Below are 17,359 nucleotides of genomic sequence, written 5' to 3'. Positions count from 1 at the left end.
CGGTCACTCGCCGGCGGCGATGTACCGTCGCTCCTCCTCGTCCGGCTCCGGCTTTCCGGACACGTCGACCTTCACCCCGTGCGGTTCGAGGGTCCGCCGCACACGTTCCGCCATCTCGTCCGACAGGAAGTTGTGGTGCACGTCCAGTTCCTGCAGGTGCACCAGCGGCTGTCCGCCCAGCAGGGCCGCGGCACCCTCGTCGGTGAGAATGCCGCGGCCCAGGTGCAGGGCGGTGAGCTGTGCGACGACCGGCGCGGCGGCGACGGCAGCGGCGATCTCGTCCTGGATGTCGGCGTTCTGCAGGCCCAGCCGGCGCAGCGCGGGCAGCCCCGAACCGTCCAGAACGGGCGCCAGGTCTTCCACCGTGGTGGAACGGCCGTACCACTCCTCACCCAGCCAGATGTCCAGGTGTTCCAGGGCGGGCAACTCAGAGGCGGCGAGTCCGTGCACCACCTGGGCGGGCAGCCCCCCGTTCTCGAAGCGCAGGACCCGCAGATGCTCGTGGCGGACCGGCTTGAAATCCAGGCCCGCCTGGCCGTCGAAGCCGCCGTTGGAACCGCGCACCGCGAGCTCCCGCAGCCGGGGGTAGGCGTTGAGGATCGGACTGACGTCGCCCTGGACGATCCAGGAGAGCTCCGACTCCTCGAACGTGAGGTCGGCGAGGTAGAGGGCCCGCAGACCGGTCAGCCGGTCGGCGGCCTCGACGAGCTGCTCGGCCGTGCGGTCGGGACTGCCGTCGTCCAGCTCGCTGCCGTAGGCACCCGCCCCGAAGACCAGGGCGCGCACCCTCGCCGGGTCCACGGTGTCCAGGAAGCGGTCCCAGCAGTCGTCGAAATCCTCCGGGTCGTTCTCCTGCCGGACGAGCTTCCAGGCGACGGACTCCGGCTGCGGCAACTCCGGGACGTTCTCCCCGGGCAGGGGGAACACGAACACCGGCAGGCCGTGCAGTTCCGAGATGTGGCCCAGCGTCATGGGCGGGTACCTCCGCGAGCGGACGGTGGCCGGAGCTGCTCGTCCCGGCCCGTGCGCCGTACTTTCTACCAACCTCCCCGGAAGGCCTCCGGACGGGAGTTGCCCGCGAGGGCAGGAGGTCTGCCCTCGCGTCCGGTGACGTGCGGCGGACCACCGGCTACCGTCCGCTCGTGAACAACTGCACCTTTCCGCGGCGCTCGTCGACCTACCGTCAGGACCGCGCCGCGTGAGCGACGAGCACGCCGTCGAGACACCTCCGCAGCAGCCCGCAAACACCCCGGAACCACCCGCGCCGAGCCCCCGTCGGCGGGGACCGGGACCCTTCACCCTCCTGGTCCTGCCCGGACTGCTCACGCTCGCCGCCGTGGCCGGGGCCCTCGCGCTGACCGGTGGGCTTCCCGACGACTGGACACCGGGAGCGAGCGCGCAGCAGGACGGCACGGGCGGTGTCAACGAGACCTACGGCCCCTGGCTGCGCAAGTCGGCCGAGGCCTGCACGGTCGTCACCGCGTCCGTCCTCGCCGCCCAGATCGACCAGCTCACCGGCTGGAACAACGACAGCGGCGGCCCCTCCGGCGAACAGGGCATCGCCGCATTCACCGACGCCGGCTGGCGCACCTGGGGCAAGGACGACGACGGCAACGGCCGCTCCTCGCCCCGCGATCCGGCCGACGCCATCATGGCGCTCGGCCGCCAGGACTGCTCCCTCGCCCGAAAGGTCACCGACCTCAGGACCGACGGGACCGTCAACGGCGACCTGGTCGACCTCACCCTCGCCGCCTACGCGGTCGGCACGGACGCCGTGGCGAAGGCGGGCCGTGTCCCCGGCGACGCGAAGACCTACCTCACCGAGGTGAAGGCCCTGTTCGCCACGTACGCGGCCTTCGACCGGGAGGACCTCGGCGACGGCAGCGGCGGCTCCCAGGCGGACGCCATCCTGGCCCCGCCCGTCACCACCCTCACCATCACCTCCCCCTACGGCTCCCGCAAGCACCCCCTCACCGGCGTCACCAAACTCCACACCGGCGTGGACTTCGGCGCCCCGCAGGGAGCCCAGGTCTCCGCGGCCCGCGCGGGCACCGTCGTCTTCGCGGCCATGACCAAGGCCTACGGCAACCGGGTCGTCATCGACCACGGCACGATCGAGGGCAAGCGGCTGCAGACGACGTACAGTCACCTGTCCCGCATCGACGTCTCCGCCGGACAGAGCGTGCGGACCGGCACCCCGGTCGGACGGGTCGGCTCCACCGGCCTGTCCACCGGCCCCCACCTGCACTTCGAGGTGATCTACGACGGCTACTACGCCGACCCGGTGCCCTGGCTGTCGTCGAGCGGCTGACGACCCGCACCGGCCGGCTCAGCTCAGGACGGTCTCCCAGGTGTCCACGGCGTAGTGGAGGGTCATCCCGTGGCGTGCGTACAACTCCGGCGCTCCGGTCGCGTTGGAGGTGTCCACGCCGAGCCCGACGGTGTCCCGGCCCCGGGCGGCGAAGGCCGCGAAGGCGTGCCGCAGCAGGAGCCCGGCGAGCCCGCGCCCCCGGGCCTCCCGCAGCACGCCGATGCTGCGGATCCAGCCCATCGCCTCGCGGTCGTCGCGGGCCATCAGGAACCCGGCGTCCCCGAGGTCGTCCGTGCCGACGATCCACACGAGCGACCAGTCGAGCCCCTCGGCGTCCACGGTGTGCAGCCACTGCTCGTAGCCGCTCGGCTGGAAGTCGAAGTGCTCGGCGAAGGACGCCTGGTACAACTCGTGGACACGCACCCGGTCCGCCTCGCCGGCACAGGACCGCAGCCGCACCCCGGCGGGCAGCGGCGGGGCCTGGTCCTCGACGCGGTCCACGGCCCGGCGCAGCACGTGATACCGCCGTACGACGGACCAGCCGCGCGCCAGGATCAGCGAAGTGTCCAGCGTGGGCCGGATGTTCAGATGCAGATGCACCACGGCCCGCCCGGCACCGTTCTCCCGCGCCCGCTCCAGCGCCCGGGCCTCCATCGCCTCCAGGACGAGCTGTCCCGCCTCCTGCCGGTCGGGCAGGACGTAGTGGTCGATGTCGATGCGCTCGCCGCCCGACTCGTCCCACAGCAGTCCGTAGACCACCAGCCGGTCGCCGTCGAAGACGAGCCAGGAGTCCCGCTCCAGATCGGTCCGGGGACCCTTCAGATCGGTCTCGACGGTGTGCAGGTCCGTCTCCGGCCGGCCGATCTCGATCACGTCGATCTCGTTGAGCAGGCCGGTGACGGCGGGCGCGTCGGCGAAGGTCGCAGGGCGGAGGAGGTAGCGCATGGGGTCAGCGTCAGGGGCAGGAGGAAGCGCCTGCAACCGGTTTTCGGGAACCCTCCTGTACGCCGCGTCACAGGACGGCGAGGACCAGGACACCCAGCACGAGAAGTGCCACCAGCAAGAGCAGCACCGCCGTTCCGCCCGACGGCTGTGGAGTCGCGGGAGCGGGAGTGGGAGTGGGACGGGTCTGGGCGGCGGGGCGGCCGGTCCTCGCCGGGGCCGGGGGGACAGGCGTGCGCGGCGGTGGCACGGGAACCGACGCGAAGAGGTCCGGTTCCTGCCGCGCGAGACGTTCGCACCAGGGGCAGGATCCCAGGTGGGGGGCGTAGGTGTGATGGGTACGGGCCTTGCAGGATGCCACCGAGCTGCGGGTCGCCTCGAGGGCCTCGAACCACTCGACCGCCGTGGGCCGGGACCCGGGATCGGCCGCGGAGGCCGTGAAGGCACGTTGTGTCAGCTCGAACAGGGCCGGCGGGAGGATTCCGGGTGACACCGTCCCCTTGGGCATGATGATGCGCTGCGGCTGGGTGACGTAGGAGGTCCCGTCGGAGATCCGGCTGCGCATCGAGACGCTGACCGAGCGGGCGTCCCTCGGCTGACCGGCGAAGGGGTGGACGCCACCGGTCAGGAGCTGGAACACACAGACCGCCAGCGCGAAACTGTCGCTGGCCCGCGAGGCCGTGCCCCGCGTGAAGCGTTCCGGGGCGCTGTAGGCGGGGGTGTGCATCTCGGACGGGAAGTACCTCGAGTCGTCGGGGTCCTCGAAGGCCATGGAGTCGCAGTCCAGGAACGTCACGAAGCCGTCCCGGTCCACGACGATGTTGCGTGCCGAGAAGTCCCCCACCACGATGTCCTCGCTGTGCAGCCTGACGGTGAGGTAGGCGAGGTTCCAGGCGACGCCCAGGAGGAACCGCCAGTCCAGCTCCGGGCTGAACCACGTGGCCCGGGTCCGCCGGTCGAACAGCGCCGCGAGCGGGACGTGGTCGGGCTGGCCGAACCGCTGCATGGCATAGCCGACGATGGTGCCGTCGGCGTCCCTGGCGAGTGCGCCGGGCCAGGCGAGTTCGGCGGCCTGACGGCCGTCGGTGGCCCGGTCGAGCAGCGGGGACATCCGGATCATGCTGGTCAGCCGCTGCTGCTGGTCCTCGCCCGGGGGGTCGTGGTAGATCTTCACCACGCGCCGGGGCTCCCCGGAGATCGCGTAGACGGCGGCCTGCCCGCCCGAGGCCAGCGGCTCGTCCTCCAGCGGGGTGCGGTGCCCGTCGATGTACACCTCGCGCATCAGCCTCGGACCGCCCTGAGGAGCGTCTTGTCGTCGGCGTTGTCCGCGGCGAGCCGACGCGATTCCAGCAGCTTGGTCAGTTCTTCCTCTTCTCGCTCGGGAGGGATGTCGGATCGCTCCATCGCCGAGAGCACCTTGGACACGAAGTGGTTCTTGGCGGACTTCCTGAGGTTGCCGGGGAACTCCACGGCAGCCTGGGTGAGGCCGTCGGTGGACAGCAGGATCCCGGTCACCCCGTCGTCGACGACACACTCCGTCACCAGCCGGTCCGTGGCCTCCGTGGAGGTGACGAAGAACGCCTCGTTGCTGTACTCGCTGACCGGCGCCGGCTGGGGCAGGAGGTGGAACTGGGGCTGGCCCTTGACGGTTCCCGAGCGCAGTACCGCGAATCCGTCGCCGACGCTGAGGTATCCGAGCCAGCCCGTGGTGTGGACGACGACGGTCAGCGTGGTGGCGTAGTCGTCCGGGTGCGGTTGGGTGCGGTGGCGGAACTCCGCCCGCAGCGCGGCGAAACCGCGGCGCAGAAAGGGCTTCACGTCCTCGGGTCTGCGGGGCAGGCCGGTGGCCGGCAGGAAGAACCTGTCGGCCAGGTCCACCGCCGTCTCCGCCCCCTGCCGGGACAGCGGGCGGCTGCCGGCCCCGTCGGCCACGGCGAGCAGGAAGGTGTCGGCGTCCAGGACGTGACAGCGGAAGGCGTCCTGACAGTGCATGTTGTCGCTGCGGTGCCGATGGCCCGTCACACTGAGCCCGTGCACCCGCCAAGGGGCGATGGACGTCATCGTCGTACCCTCACCCGTTCCACGCCGACCGCTGGGTGGTGAACCGGGCGAAGATCTTCTCGTAGATCTCCTCGCCGTCGCCCTTGTCCTGCGCCCCGGCGCTCGCGGACATCATCTGCAGCACCTGGCGGAAGGGGAATCCCTGGAGGCGGGCGTAGTACTTGGGGGCTATCGCCCGCAGGACCTCCTCGCCGCGCGGGCTGATCCCTCCGACGCCGATCGCGAACAGCCGGAACTTCTTCTTCTGCTGCTGGTCGGCGAGGAGCGGCACGACCTGGCGCCAGTCGTCGGTGAGGTGTCCCTGGCCGTCCGTCGGCTGGCCGTCGGTGATCAGGCAGATCTGCGGGCGGTAGTAGAGATGGCCGGCCTCGCGCAGCATCGTCTTGCGCGCCGTCACCAGGTCGACGGCGGTCCGCAGTGCCTCCGTCATCAGGGTGACACCGCTGGCCTGCAGATGCGGGGCGCTGAAGGAGTGCGCGGCGACGAAGGCGTTCGGGTCCGCGGCATCGGCCAGCACGGTCGTGCCCTTCCATGTGCACACGCGCTGCCCGCCGAAGGTGACGAGGGCGACCTCGACGCTGTTGGTGAGGTTGATGTCGGAGCGCAGCTGGACCACCCATTCCTGCAGCGCCTTGTTCAGCATGTCGATCGGCGCGTCCGCCATGGACATGGAGGTGTCCAGGCACAGCACGAGGGGCTGCCGTTGGGCGTTGCCGTCGGGAACGATGTCGTTGTAGTAGAGCGGAACACTGTGCGAACCCTCGTCACGCATGGAAGTACCTCTGTGCATTCGCCGTCGTGGGGTTGTCGAGCAAAGTCATCCGAGCGGTGCGGAGTCGTCGCCGTGCGGACCGCCGCCGGTCGCGCCGAGGCCGAACACGGTCAGTTCACCTGTCCGGCCCTGGACCACCTCCACCTGCTGTCCCGGGGCGGGGGGTTCGCCCCGGCCGCCCCAACTCGCCCGGTACAGCAGGCCGTTGATGTCCACATAGCCCTGGGGTCGCAGCACGGTACGGACCGTGGCCGACAGGTGGGGATGGCTGCGCCGGTCCGCCGGTCGCTGTCGGGTGGCGGCCGGTGAAGCCGCTGTCGTGTGGCCGTCCGGTTCGCCGGGTGCCGCGTGGCCGGGATCCGCCCGCGTGGCGGGCGGTGCCTGCTGCGCGGACGGGCGGGTTGCGGCGGTGTGCCGGGGGCCGGGGGGCGGCTCAGTCCTGGCTTCGGCGGACGTCGCGGCGGTGGCGGGCTGGGCCGGCCCGGCCGTTCGGTTGGTGCGGCGGACCAGGACGACCAAGGCCGTCAGCAGGCAGACGAGCACGGCGCACACGAAGAGGAGGAGTGTCAGGTTGTCCGAAGAGTCCTCCGAGCCCAGGGCCCCGGACGTCTTGTCGTCGCTCCCCTGCCCCGCCGAGGGCCCGGTCGTGACCTCGGCGGGGCCGGCGGTGAACAGCGAGGTGTTGCCGTCCTGCGCGAGTCCGGCTTCCACCAGGTCATATCCGCTCCTCGGCCGGCCGTGCACGGCGTCGCAGAACCCGTCGGGCGGGCAGCCGGCGAGGTCGCGGAGTTGGCGGTGGGTGTCGTCCGTCAGCGGGGAGACCGAACTGTGCTGTCCGACGATGCGCTGGGAGGCCAGCGCCAGCAGGAACGTGCCGCCGGAGCCGGTGCGCACCCCGTCCGGCACGATCACGATGAGCTTGTCGCGCAGTTTCGGCACGGCCGCCGACACGGCCGCGAGGCCGTCCTTCTCCGGAAGGCTCTGCGGTGCCGAGATCGTCACGATGACGGAGTTCCGGCCGCGCCCCACGGCCTCGCCCCAGCACAGCACGGACGAGGTGAAGTCGCCCTGGGGGCACTGGCCCGCCGCGGTACGCGTGGACGCCGGGATGCCGGGCACCGGGGGGTCCGGTCGCTGGGGTCCGGAGGGTATCGCGGCGACGAGCGTCAGGGCCGAGCCGAGCAGGGTGGTGCCGAGCAGGACGCGGTGGACGAGGGTGCGGCGGGCCGCTGCGGCCGGTGCCCGACGCGCGTGCTGCGGCGGGCTCGACGGTGGTGTCACAGGCTGAAGACCTCGCGGCATCGGGCGAACATGGTGGCGGCTTGGTCGACCCAGCCCGATGCGGTGGCATCGAAGTCCCGCTGGGTCATCCGACAGGACAGGGGCAGGGTGCAGACACCGCCCAGGTGCGGTTCGCTGCCGCGCACGTTCCAGACGGAGAGGGTGGGGATCAACTGCTGGATGTTCCAGGCGTTGGCGGCCGCGGCGGCGCGTGCCAGCTCGCCCGGCGCCAGGCTGCGGCCGGTGGTCATGAACGCCACCAGGAAACGGCGGGACGTGGTGAGGTGGACCTGGAGGTGGTCGGCCCCCGCCGGGCGGGGCGGCACGCTGAGCGTGATGTGCGTGGACGCGTCGTGGACCGGCGCGCCGATTCCGGTGGCCCAGCGGTTCACCAGACCGTTCCAGTCGGTGTCGAGGAGGAAGTGGGCCGAGTACCCGGTGGGTTCAGGTGCCATGACCGGCCGCCTCGATCACCAGGGCGTCGGTCAGCCCGTCCGCCAGGAGTGCCTGCGCGTTGCTCGCGAAGTCCACCGTGCCGAGTCGGCCCTGGGGGGCCCACACCGTCGGCGTGTACGACCGCCGGGCCGGGGGCACGGTCGGCGGGGCGGGTTCCTCGCGGGTGCCGAGGGCGTCGAGCAGTTCGGCCGGAGTGGGCCGCCGGTCCGGCCGCTTGGCCAGACAGGCGGCGACAAGGAGCCGTAATCCCTGGGGAAGAGCGCTCACATCGGGCTCCGTGTGCACAATGCGATAAAGGAGCTGCGCATTGCTTCCCGAGCCGAAAGGGCCCTGGTCGCTCGCGGCGAATGCGAGAACCAGTCCCAGCGAGAAGACATCACTCGCAGGGGACAGGGCACCGCCCGTGATCTGCTCGGGCGACATGAAACGCGGGGTGCCCAGCAGTGCGTCCGGATCGGTCAGGGGTGGAAGGTCGGTCACATGTGCGATACCGAAATCGATGACCCGAGGACCGTCCGCACTCATCAGCACATTCTGCGGTTTCAGATCCCGGTGGACGATGCCGGTCTTGTGGATGTCCGCGAGCGCCTCGGCCAGACCGGCGCCGAGCTGACACACCCGGTCGAACGTGAACGCGCCGCCCACGCGAACGGCCTCCCACAGCGAGGGGCCCGGTACGAAGACGGTGGCCAGCCAGGGCTGGTCGCAGTCGGTGTCGGCGTCCACGACCGGGGCGGTGTAGGCCCCGTTGACGGCCTTGGCGGCGCTGATCTCCCGGGCGAACCGGCTGCGGAAACTCGGTTCCCTGGCCAGTTCGGGACGGATGACCTTGACGGCCACGGACCGCCCGCCGCGACTGCGGGCCAAATAGACGGATCCCATGCCCCCCTGGCCGAGAAACGCCGACACCTGATAAGGGCCGATACGCGTCGGCAAGCGTTTCTGTTCCACAGTATGTTCGATTCCCCCCGAAAGTGACGAGGAATTGCGCCGCCCCGCCTCCCTGCGAATACCGGTACAGAGTAGCGGTGTTGGCCGATTTTGTGCGTCGTTATGGAGAAGAAGAAGGAGGAGAAGGAGGAGTAGGGGAAGAACGAGGAGAAGAGGGGGGAGGGGGGGAGAAGAGGGGAGAAGGAGGAGACGAGGGAGGGGGAGGGAATGCAGGGGAAAAGTGAGGGGTCTTCCTCGGCGCGGCCCTGGCCGGTGCTCTGCTCCCTCCCGCGGTCCGGAAGCACAGTGCAGCCATGAGCCCTGTATGCGCCCCCGCGCGCCTGGGCAGAATCCGTGCTGCCACTGATCATGCGGGCGAGCGACACGGTCCTCCCCACGAACTTCACGGGAAGGCAGGTCGGTTGTCGTGCATGTGCGTCTGCCCGCCTCCATATCCGAAGCACAGCAGTGCCTGGCCGAGGGGGCGGTACCGATCGGCGGCGCCACGCTCGTGTGGGCCGCCTGGCAACGGGACGGCTTCCCCGAGCAGGCGGTGTCCCTGCGCAACGTGCCGGAGGCGGGTGTGGTCGGCCCCGAGGAACTGGGCGGGGCCGTGCTGCTGCACCGCGTCGACGCCACCGTGCCCGAGGTGCTGCACCGGGCGGCCTCCGGTGTGGGAACGGGAGCGGTGCGCCGTGCGGCCACGGTCGGCGGGAACATCGTCGGCAGCACCCTGCGCTGTCTGCTCCCCGCGGCCATCGTCCTCGACGCCCGGGCCACCGTCCTGGAGCCCGACAGCGTGTACGACACCGACCTGACCGAGTTGCTGGCGAAGCGTCACCTCCTGCTCGCCCTGCGCTGGCGCACCCCGCTGGTCAGCGGCTACCGCAAACTGGAGGGCGAGGCGGGCGGGGCGCCGCCGCTCGTCGTCGCCGCCGCGGTGCACGTCGAGGGCGACGGCCCCGGGCACCTGCGCGTGGCCGTGCGCGACGGCTACGAGGTGCTCAGCGAGTCCACACCGTGCGACACGGACGCCGAACAGGTCCTGCACGCCCTGGAGCGCACGGACCTGGGCGCCCTGCCCGCCCCCGCCAGGGCGGCCGTCCGTGAACAGGTCACGGACGTGCTGGCCCGCGCCGGCGAGTCCTGAGGCGCGTCGGTTCCCGAACGCGGCCCCCGGCGAAGGGCGTTGTCAGTGCCTGTTGGTAGAACTGCGGGCATCACGGACCGCACACCATTTCTCCTCAGGAGCAGCCGCATGACCATCGGTGACCACCTCGACGCGCTCCACCGGCTGCCGGCCCACACCTTCCCGGGCCCCGAGGCGCGGACCGACGGCCTGCCCGACCCCGAGTCGGTTGCCTGGCGCGTCACCAGCGACGTGTACGACGCCGCCGAGGACTGGACGGAAGCCTTCGCCCGCTTCTGCGCCGCCGTCGACACCACCCGCGTCAAGGCCTTGATCGTCGGCGCCTGGCAGGAGGCGTACGACTCCGAGCCCACCACCGTGGTCGAGGCGCTGGTGGCCGCCCGGAACCGGTTCCCCGCACTGCGGGCCCTGTTCATCGGCGACATGGTCATGGAGGAGTGCGAGATCTCCTGGATCAACCAGACCGATGTCACCCCCCTCCTCACCGCCTTCCCCGAGCTGGAGGAGCTCGGCGTGCGCGGGGGATCCGGGCTGGGCTTTCCCGCCGTGAGCCACGGCGCGCTGCGCAGGCTCGTCGTCGAGACCGGCGGCCTGCCCGCCGAGGTGGTGCGCGGGGTCGGCGGCAGCGATCTGCCCGCCCTCGAACACCTCGACCTGTGGCTCGGCACCCCCGACTACGGCGGCGACAGCGAGGCCGCCGATCTGGAGCCGATCCTGTCCGGCGCCCGGCTGCCGAACCTGCGCCACCTGGCCCTGCGCAACAGCGAGATGCAGGACGCCGTCGCCGCGGCCGTCGCCTCCGCCCCCGTGGTCGCCCGCCTGGAAGTGCTGGACCTCTCCATGGGCGTCCTGACCGACGAGGGTGCCGCCGCCCTGCTCGGCGGCCAGCCGCTCACCCATCTCAAGAAGCTCGACCTGCACCACCACTACCTGACCAAGCCCCTCGAGGACCGGATCCGGCAGACCCTGGAGCCGGCGGGCGTCGAGGTGGACCTCGACCGTGACGACGCCGAGGAGGACACCGAGGACGACGGCACGGTCTGGCGCTACGTCGCCGTGGGCGAGTGAGTACGGCGACCGTGCCGCAGCCTCAGCCGCGCTTCGCGGTCGTCGGCAACCCGGAGAACCGCCGCGTCGCCCTCTTCGGCGACGCGGTGCGCGCGGCCGGCCTGCCCGCCCCGCGCATCGTCGCCTGGAGGGACGTGCTGCGCGCCGGGGGAGCCGACTTCGCGGCCGACGAGATCGTCCGCGTGGACTCGCCCGGTGAGAACGACGAGGTCGACCGTCTGCTGCGGGGCACCGACGACCCCACCCGGGTCGAGGGCTCGGCCCGCTGGTACGCCCGCTTCACCGCCGCCCTGCGCGGCCTGCGCGGCGGCACCCGGCTCGACGACCCGGACGACCTCGCCGTGCTGTTCGACAAACGCCGCTGCCACGCGGTCCTCGACGCCGCCGGGGTCCCGGTGCCCGCCTCACCGACCTCGGGCCCGCAGGCAGCCCCGGTGCGCGGCTGGGACGACGTACGGGCGCTGATGCGCGAGCACCGGATGCACCGGCTGTTCGTCAAACCCGCGCACGGTTCGTCCGCGTCGGGCGTCCTCGCCGTCGAGTCGGACGGCGGCGGCCGGATCAGGGCCACCACCTCGGTGGAACTCGCCTCGGACGGCCGCCTGTACAACTCCCTCAGAGTGCGCCGCTACGACCGCGAGCAGGACATCGCGGCCGTCGTCGACGCGCTCGCCCCGGACGGCCTGCACCTCGAACGCTGGCTGCCCAAGGCCTCCCAGGCGGGCCGCGCCGCCGACCTGAGGGTCGTCGTCGTGGCCGGCCGGGCCACCCACGCGGTGGTCCGCACCAGCCGCTCACCCCTGACCAACCTCCACCTCGGCGGCAGCCGCGGCGACCTCGAAGCCGCACGGGAGGCGGTCGAGACGGCGGGAGCCCGCTGGGTCGACGTCCTCGGCGTGTGCGAGCGGGCGGCGGCCTGCTTCCCACGCACCCTCTGCGTCGGCGTCGACCTGCTCCCGGCCGTCGGCTGGCGCCGAGCCGCCGTCGGCGAGGTCAACGCCTTCGGCGACCTGCTGCCCCGCCTCACCGGCCTGCCCGGCAGCGGCGCCGAGGGACGGGACACCTACGCCGCCCAGGTGAGCGCCGTACTGCACGACCGGCACAGAACAGGAACCCCCCATGCCTGAGCCCGACATGAAGGAGGTCGTCGGCAGCCACGACATCCTCCTCGTCACCCTCGACACGCTCCGCCACGACGTGGCCGTCGAGCTGGCGCAAGCGGGCCGCACCCCGAATCTCGCCCGTCACCTGCCCGGCGGCCGCTGGGAGGAGCGTCACGCCCCCGGAAGCTTCACCTACGCCTCCCACCAGGCCATCTTCGCCGGATTCCTGCCGACCCCGGCCACCCCGGGACCGCACCCGCGCCTGTTCGCGGCGAGCTTCGCGGGCAGCGAGACCACCGCCGAGGGCACCTTCGTCTACGACACCCCGGACCTGGTCTCCGGCCTCGCGAAGGCCGGCTACCACACCGTCTGCTTGGGGGGAGTGGGCTTCTTCAACAAGCAGGGCCCGCTCGGCTCGGTCCTGCCCGGTCTCTTCCACGAGTCCCACTGGACACCCGAGTTCGGCGTCACCTCACCCCACTCCTTCGAGGACCAGATCGCCCGCGCCGAACACGTGGTGGCCCAACTCCCTCGGGACCAGCGGCTGTTCCTCTTCGTGAACGTCTCCGCCCTGCACCAGCCCAACTGGTTCCACCTGCCCGGCGCGACCCGTGAGACCGGGGACACCCGCGCGACGCACGCCGCCGCCCTGGAGTACGTCGACCGGCACATCGGCCGGCTCTTCACCGCCGCGAGCAGCCGACGCCGCTGTTTCGCGATCGTCTGCTCCGACCACGGCACCGCCTACGGCGACGACGGCTACACCGGCCACCGCCTCGGCCACGAGTCCGTGTGGACCGTGCCGTACGCCCACTTCTTCCTGGACCACCCCGCCGAGGCCGCCCGATGACCACCGCCCAGCTCACCAGCCCCTACCAGCACTACGTCTACGCCTACCCCCACAAGACCGCCTACCGCCCCCTCCCTGGACGCCCGTCCCTGAAGGACCTCTGGGCGAGCGAACCCAAGGACGCCCTCTCCCTCTACCTGCACATACCGTTCTGCGAGGTCCGCTGCGGCTTCTGCAACCTCTTCACCCGCATCGGCGCCCCCGACGGCCTGACCGGCGCCTATCTGGACGCCCTGGAACGGCAGGCGACCGCCGTACGCGAGGCGCTGGGGGACAAGGACCGGGTCCGGTTCGCCACGGCCGCCTTCGGCGGCGGCACCCCCACCTTCCTCACCGCAGCCGAGCTGGAGCGCCTCTGCGACATCGCCGAGCACCGCATGGGCGCCGACCTGCGCGCGGTCCCGCTCTCGGTCGAGGCCTCACCCGCCACGGCCACCGCCGACCGGCTCGCCGTCCTGGCCGCCCGCGGCACCACCCGCCTCAGCCTGGGCATCCAGAGCTTCGTCGACTCCGAGGCCCGCGCCGCCGTCCGCCCGCAGCGCCGCGCCGACGTCGAGGCGGCCCTCGCCCGCATCCGGGAGGCAGGCGTCCCGGTCCTCAACATCGACCTGATCTACGGAATCGACGGCCAGACCGAGCAGACCTGGCGGCACTCCCTGGACGCGGCCCTCGCCTGGCGCCCCGAGGAGCTCTACCTCTACCCCCTCTACGTCCGCCCCCTGACCGGCCTGGACAGACGCGGCGTCGGCCCCGACCCCGCCTGGGACGAGCAACGGCTGCGGCTGTACCGCGCCGGCCGCGACCACCTTCTCGCGCACGGCTACACGCAGCAGTCGATGCGCATGTTCCGCCGCGCCGACGCCCCGCCGCAGGGCGCCGACGACTACGCCTGCCAGACCGACGGCATGATCGGCCTCGGCTGCGGCGCCCGCTCCTACACGTCCGGCCTGCACTACTCCTTCGACTACGCCGTCGACATGCACCAGATCCGCGCCATCGTCGACGACTACGTCGGCACGGAGGACTTCACCCGAGCGGAGGTCGGCTACCGCATGGACCCCCACGAGGCACGCCGCCGCCATCTCCTCCAGTCGCTCCTCCAGGCCGAGGGCCTCCCCGTCGACGAATACCGGGCCCGGTTCGGCAGCGCCCCCGCCGACGACTTCGGCCCGGAACTCGGGTGCCTCGCCGACCGGGGCTGGCTGAGCGACGACTCCGCGGTGCTCAGGCTCACCCCCGAGGGTCTCGCGCACTCCGACGCCATCGGCCCCGACCTGTTCTCCCCGGCCGTTCGCGCCGCCATGGCCGCCTACGAGAGGAAGTGACCGGCCCGCAATGGACCTGACCCTCCTCTACCGGGGCCCGCTCGCCTCCTGCGACTACGACTGCCCCTACTGCCCGTTCGCCAAGCGCCGCGACTCGACGGCCCAACTGCGCGCCGACCGCACCGCCCTGGAACGCTTCGCGCGGTGGGCCGCCGAGCGGACCGACGACCGCCTGTCGATCCTCTTCACCCCCTGGGGCGAGGGTCTGGTCCGCTCCTGGTACCGCCGTACGCTCGCCGAACTCTCCCACCTCCCGCACATCCGCCGGGTCGCCATCCAGACCAACCTCAGCTGCCGCACGGACTGGCTCACCGAGGCCGACCCCGACACCCTGGCCCTGTGGTGCACGTACCACCCGGGCCAGACCCCCTACGACCGCTTCCTCACCAAGTGCCGCGACCTGGCCGACCGCGGCATCCGCTTCAGCGTCGGCGTCGTCGGCCTCCCCGAGCACCTCGAAGCGGCCCGCCGCCTCCGTGCCGACCTGCCCGAGCACGTCTACCTGTGGATCAACGCGGCCGAGGGCCACACCTACGCGGACGCCGAGGCCGACGACTGGACCGCGCTCGACCCGCTGTTCCCGTACAGCCGCCACCCGCACACCAGCGCCGGACTGCCCTGCCGCACCGGCGAGTCGGTGATCTCGGTGGACGGCGACGGCACGGTCCGCCGCTGCCACTTCGTCCGCGCCGAACTCGGCAACCTCTACGACGGCTCCTACCGCGCCGCCCTGCGCCCCCGCCCCTGCCCGCTCGCCGTCTGCGACTGTCACATCGGCTATGTCCACCTCGAGACCCTGCCGCTGTACGACGTCTTCGCGGGCGGTGTCCTCGAACGCGTCCCGGCAGCGGTGCCCGCACAGCACTCCGCCCGCGCGTGATCCCTGGTGATGTCGCGACGACGCCCTGCGGCCCGGGACGCTCAGGGAGCGCTCCCGGGCCGCAGGGCGAGGAACCGGCCCAGCTGCGCTACGGGGTCACGTCCGTGACCCTCCAGCGCTGGTTCGAACCGGAGTTGGCCTGCCACGTCGTGACGGCCGCGCCCTCGTTGGTCGCCTGGCCGCCGACTTCGAGGAGGCGCCCGGTGGCCACGTTGACCAGGGTCCACGTGCCGTCACCGGTGGTCGACATGATCCACTCGGTGGCCGGGTCCCGCTCGCCGGTGTCGGGCTCCACCACGGGCACGTTGTCGCGGACGGCGAGCCGCTCGCCCTCGGCCGGGTTGGCGAACACGTAGCGCTGGCGGTTGCCGGTCCTGCCGTAGCGGGCGTCCAGCTGCCACTCCTGGGCGACGGTGCCGTTGGCCGAGCCGATGACCAGGTTCGTGCCGTTGGCCGCGACGGTCACCGCCTTGCCGCTCTGCACGCCGGTCAGCGTGTAGGAGTGGCCCTTGCTGAAGAGTCCCGCGTTCTTCGCGACGCCCGAGACGCCCTTGACGGCGAAGGAGGTCACGGACTGGGCGGGCACGGTGAAGGTCGCCCTGCCGTCGACGACCTTGACCGGCGCCTGCTCCTGGAGCTTGCCCTCGGCACTGGTGACGGTCGGCGTGACGGTCGCGTTGCCCTTGATCGTGCGGAACTTCGACAGGTCGATGGTGACCGTACGGGCCGCGGTCGTGGAGTTGACGTGGACGAGCGAGGCGCCCTTGCCGTTCTTGGTCACGGCGGCGGCGCTGGAGGTGTCGTCCACCTTGATCAGCTTGTCGCCGGGCTTGATGAAGTGCGTGAAGTTGCGGGCCGTGTCGAACTTGGTGTTCGTGTGGATGGGGCACGACTGGAGCGTGTCCGTGGAGGTGCAGCTGAACGGGAGCTGGATGGAGCCCCAGTTGCCGCCCTTGGCCGACTCGCCGCCCGGCTTCATGTTGTCGTAGTCCTCGACCGGCTGCCAGAACACCCAGGCCTTGGGCTCCAGTTCGCGCAGGTCGTTGACGATCTGCTGGGCCAGCCCCAGCCCGGGACGCATGTCGGTGAAGCTCTGCCCGTCGCCCCAGTCGCCCTCGACCTCGCTCATCCACAGCGGCTTGTCGGCCGCCTTGGCGAGGTCGCGCACGGTGGTGCGCTGTCCGGTGCCGTAGGTGTGGACGTTCATCTGGCCGACGAGGTCCTTGGAGGCCTGCGAGTAGGAGTTCCAGTTGGTCGAGAAGATGCTCGGGTTGGTTTCGTCCATCGCCGAGATCTCCGCCTTGACCTTCGCCTTCTTCAGCGCGGGCGCCAGCGCGGCGAGGACCTTCTGCTGGAGCGCCGGACCGATGTGGGCGCCCTCCTGCCGGCCGCCGACGGGCTGGCCGTCCGAGCCCAGGCGCGTGCTCCAGTAGCCGGTGTTGGGCTCGTTGAACGGGTCGATCGTGTCGACCTTGATGCCCTCGGCCTTCTCCAGCCGCTTGGTGGCGCCCGCCAGGTAGGCGGCGAAGTCGTCGACCGATTCGGCCTTCAGCTGGTCGGCGTTGGCGTTGAAGCCGCCGGAGACGTATCCGCTCTCGGTCATGAACCACGGCGGGGAGTTGCTGAACGTCTCCCAGTGGTCGATGTCGTTCTTGATGCGCTCCACCCACCACCGCTGTGTGGCGTCGGCGTCCTTGTTCCAGTCCGCCGGGTCGTCCGCGCTCCACCAGTCGGTGTCGGTACGGGTGGTGCCCTCCGGCGCCTTCCACCAGCCCTCGACCGCGCCGCCGGCGCGCAGGTAGTCCTTGACGTCCGGCGCGTTGCCGCCGCCGATGTTGTACCGGGCGATGTTCAGCGCCAGGCCGTCGTCGCCGAAGAGCAGCTTCGCGAGCTTCTCCCGGATCGCGGGCGGGTAGTCGCCGGTGGCGTTGGCGAACCAGACCAGGCTGGTGCCCCAGCCCTCGAACTTCTCCTGCTGGTACGACGGGTCCGGCGTCACGGTGACGGCGGCGTCGGCCTGCGCCTGCGCCGGAACGGTGAGCAGGGCGGCCCCGGTGGCCAGGGCGGTGAGCGCGGCGGCCCCGAGGGACCGTCTGTTGTGGGTACGGCGTGCCATCTGTGCTCCCAACTGCGGTGGTGGTCGCTGAATCGGGCCCCTGCCGCCACATGGGCAGGAGGGGATGGCCCCCGGCACGGGTCAGGGCCGTGCCGGGGAGTCGTGGGGTGCGGG

At 71.6% G+C, this 17,359-nt stretch carries 16 protein-coding genes; 7 read left to right on the top strand and 9 right to left on the bottom strand.

Translation table 11 applies throughout. The annotated features are described in order from the left end of the window. Positions 1-3: 3 nt before the first annotated feature. The gene (locus ACIBVL_RS06565; RefSeq protein WP_399092836.1) at positions 4-972 is read right to left on the bottom strand and encodes an STM4015 family protein; all 969 of its coding nucleotides are present in this window, start codon (positions 970-972) and stop codon (positions 4-6) included. Positions 973-1,198: 226 nt separating this feature from the next. Here ACIBVL_RS06565 and ACIBVL_RS06560 point away from each other — a divergent pair, with 226 nt between their 5' ends. After that, positions 1,199-2,311: a peptidoglycan DD-metalloendopeptidase family protein gene (locus ACIBVL_RS06560; protein ID WP_399092833.1), complete on the top strand. Its 1,113-nt coding sequence runs from the start codon at positions 1,199-1,201 to the stop codon at positions 2,309-2,311. Between the two features lie 18 nt (positions 2,312-2,329). On the opposite strand, the gene ACIBVL_RS06555 is transcribed toward ACIBVL_RS06560, so the two are convergent. The 7 genes from ACIBVL_RS06555 to ACIBVL_RS06525 form a co-directional block, all read right to left on the bottom strand. Continuing rightward, a complete protein-coding gene (locus tag ACIBVL_RS06555) occupies positions 2,330-3,256 on the bottom strand; it encodes a GNAT family N-acetyltransferase (protein ID WP_399092830.1) in 927 nt (308 codons plus the stop codon). A gap of 67 nt (positions 3,257-3,323) precedes the next feature. Beyond that, positions 3,324-4,535, bottom strand: coding sequence for a protein kinase (locus tag ACIBVL_RS06550; protein WP_399092827.1), 1,212 nt, complete (start codon positions 4,533-4,535; stop codon positions 3,324-3,326). Then, positions 4,535-5,314 carry a protein phosphatase 2C domain-containing protein gene (locus ACIBVL_RS06545; protein WP_399092824.1) on the bottom strand — a complete coding sequence of 260 codons (780 nt, stop codon included), beginning with the start codon at positions 5,312-5,314 and terminating at the stop codon, positions 4,535-4,537. The genes ACIBVL_RS06550 and ACIBVL_RS06545 overlap by 1 nt, the downstream gene beginning before the upstream one ends. Before the next feature lie 10 nt (positions 5,315-5,324). Beyond that, positions 5,325-6,086, bottom strand: coding sequence for a VWA domain-containing protein (locus ACIBVL_RS06540; protein WP_399092821.1), 762 nt, complete (start codon positions 6,084-6,086; stop codon positions 5,325-5,327). A gap of 45 nt (positions 6,087-6,131) precedes the next feature. After that, positions 6,132-7,367: a hypothetical protein gene (locus ACIBVL_RS06535; protein ID WP_399092818.1), complete on the bottom strand. Its 1,236-nt coding sequence runs from the start codon at positions 7,365-7,367 to the stop codon at positions 6,132-6,134. Then, the gene (locus ACIBVL_RS06530) at positions 7,364-7,822 is read right to left on the bottom strand and encodes a hypothetical protein (RefSeq protein ID WP_399092815.1); all 459 of its coding nucleotides are present in this window, start codon (positions 7,820-7,822) and stop codon (positions 7,364-7,366) included. Before ACIBVL_RS06530 ends, ACIBVL_RS06535 begins: the two co-directional genes overlap by 4 nt. Further along, positions 7,812-8,732, bottom strand: coding sequence for a serine/threonine-protein kinase (locus ACIBVL_RS06525; RefSeq protein ID WP_399094785.1), 921 nt, complete (start codon positions 8,730-8,732; stop codon positions 7,812-7,814). Before ACIBVL_RS06525 ends, ACIBVL_RS06530 begins: the two co-directional genes overlap by 11 nt. 448 nt (positions 8,733-9,180) lie before the next feature. Between ACIBVL_RS06525 and ACIBVL_RS06520 the strand changes: the two genes are divergently transcribed. The 6 genes from ACIBVL_RS06520 (at position 9,181) to ACIBVL_RS06495 (ending at position 15,129) form a co-directional block, all read left to right on the top strand. Next, a complete protein-coding gene (locus ACIBVL_RS06520) occupies positions 9,181-9,903 on the top strand; it encodes an FAD binding domain-containing protein (RefSeq protein WP_399092812.1) in 723 nt (240 codons plus the stop codon). A 108-nt stretch (positions 9,904-10,011) separates the two neighbouring features. Next, entirely contained in the window at positions 10,012-10,971 is a 960-nt protein-coding gene (locus tag ACIBVL_RS06515; protein ID WP_399092809.1) for an STM4015 family protein, read from the top strand. An 11-nt stretch (positions 10,972-10,982) separates the two neighbouring features. Further along, a complete protein-coding gene (locus ACIBVL_RS06510; protein ID WP_399092806.1) occupies positions 10,983-12,098 on the top strand; it encodes an STM4014 family protein in 1,116 nt (371 codons plus the stop codon). 7 nt (positions 12,099-12,105) lie between these two features. Then, a complete protein-coding gene (locus tag ACIBVL_RS06505) occupies positions 12,106-12,924 on the top strand; it encodes an STM4013/SEN3800 family hydrolase (RefSeq protein ID WP_399094782.1) in 819 nt (272 codons plus the stop codon). Next, entirely contained in the window at positions 12,921-14,249 is a 1,329-nt protein-coding gene (locus tag ACIBVL_RS06500; protein ID WP_399092803.1) for an STM4012 family radical SAM protein, read from the top strand. The genes ACIBVL_RS06505 and ACIBVL_RS06500 overlap by 4 nt, the downstream gene beginning before the upstream one ends. Before the next feature lie 10 nt (positions 14,250-14,259). Further along, on the top strand, positions 14,260-15,129 hold the full coding sequence (locus ACIBVL_RS06495) for an STM4011 family radical SAM protein (protein WP_399092800.1): 870 nt from the start codon (positions 14,260-14,262) through the stop codon (positions 15,127-15,129). An 88-nt stretch (positions 15,130-15,217) separates the two neighbouring features. Here ACIBVL_RS06495 and ACIBVL_RS06490 read toward each other — a convergent pair whose 3' ends face one another. Further along, the gene (locus tag ACIBVL_RS06490; RefSeq protein ID WP_399092798.1) at positions 15,218-17,245 is read right to left on the bottom strand and encodes a glycoside hydrolase; all 2,028 of its coding nucleotides are present in this window, start codon (positions 17,243-17,245) and stop codon (positions 15,218-15,220) included. Positions 17,246-17,359 lie beyond the last annotated feature (114 nt).

This window comes from Streptomyces sp. NPDC049687, from assembly GCF_044465285.1.
GTDB lineage: Bacteria > Actinomycetota > Actinomycetes > Streptomycetales > Streptomycetaceae > Streptomyces.
This window is presented reverse-complemented; position numbering and strand designations above follow the sequence as displayed.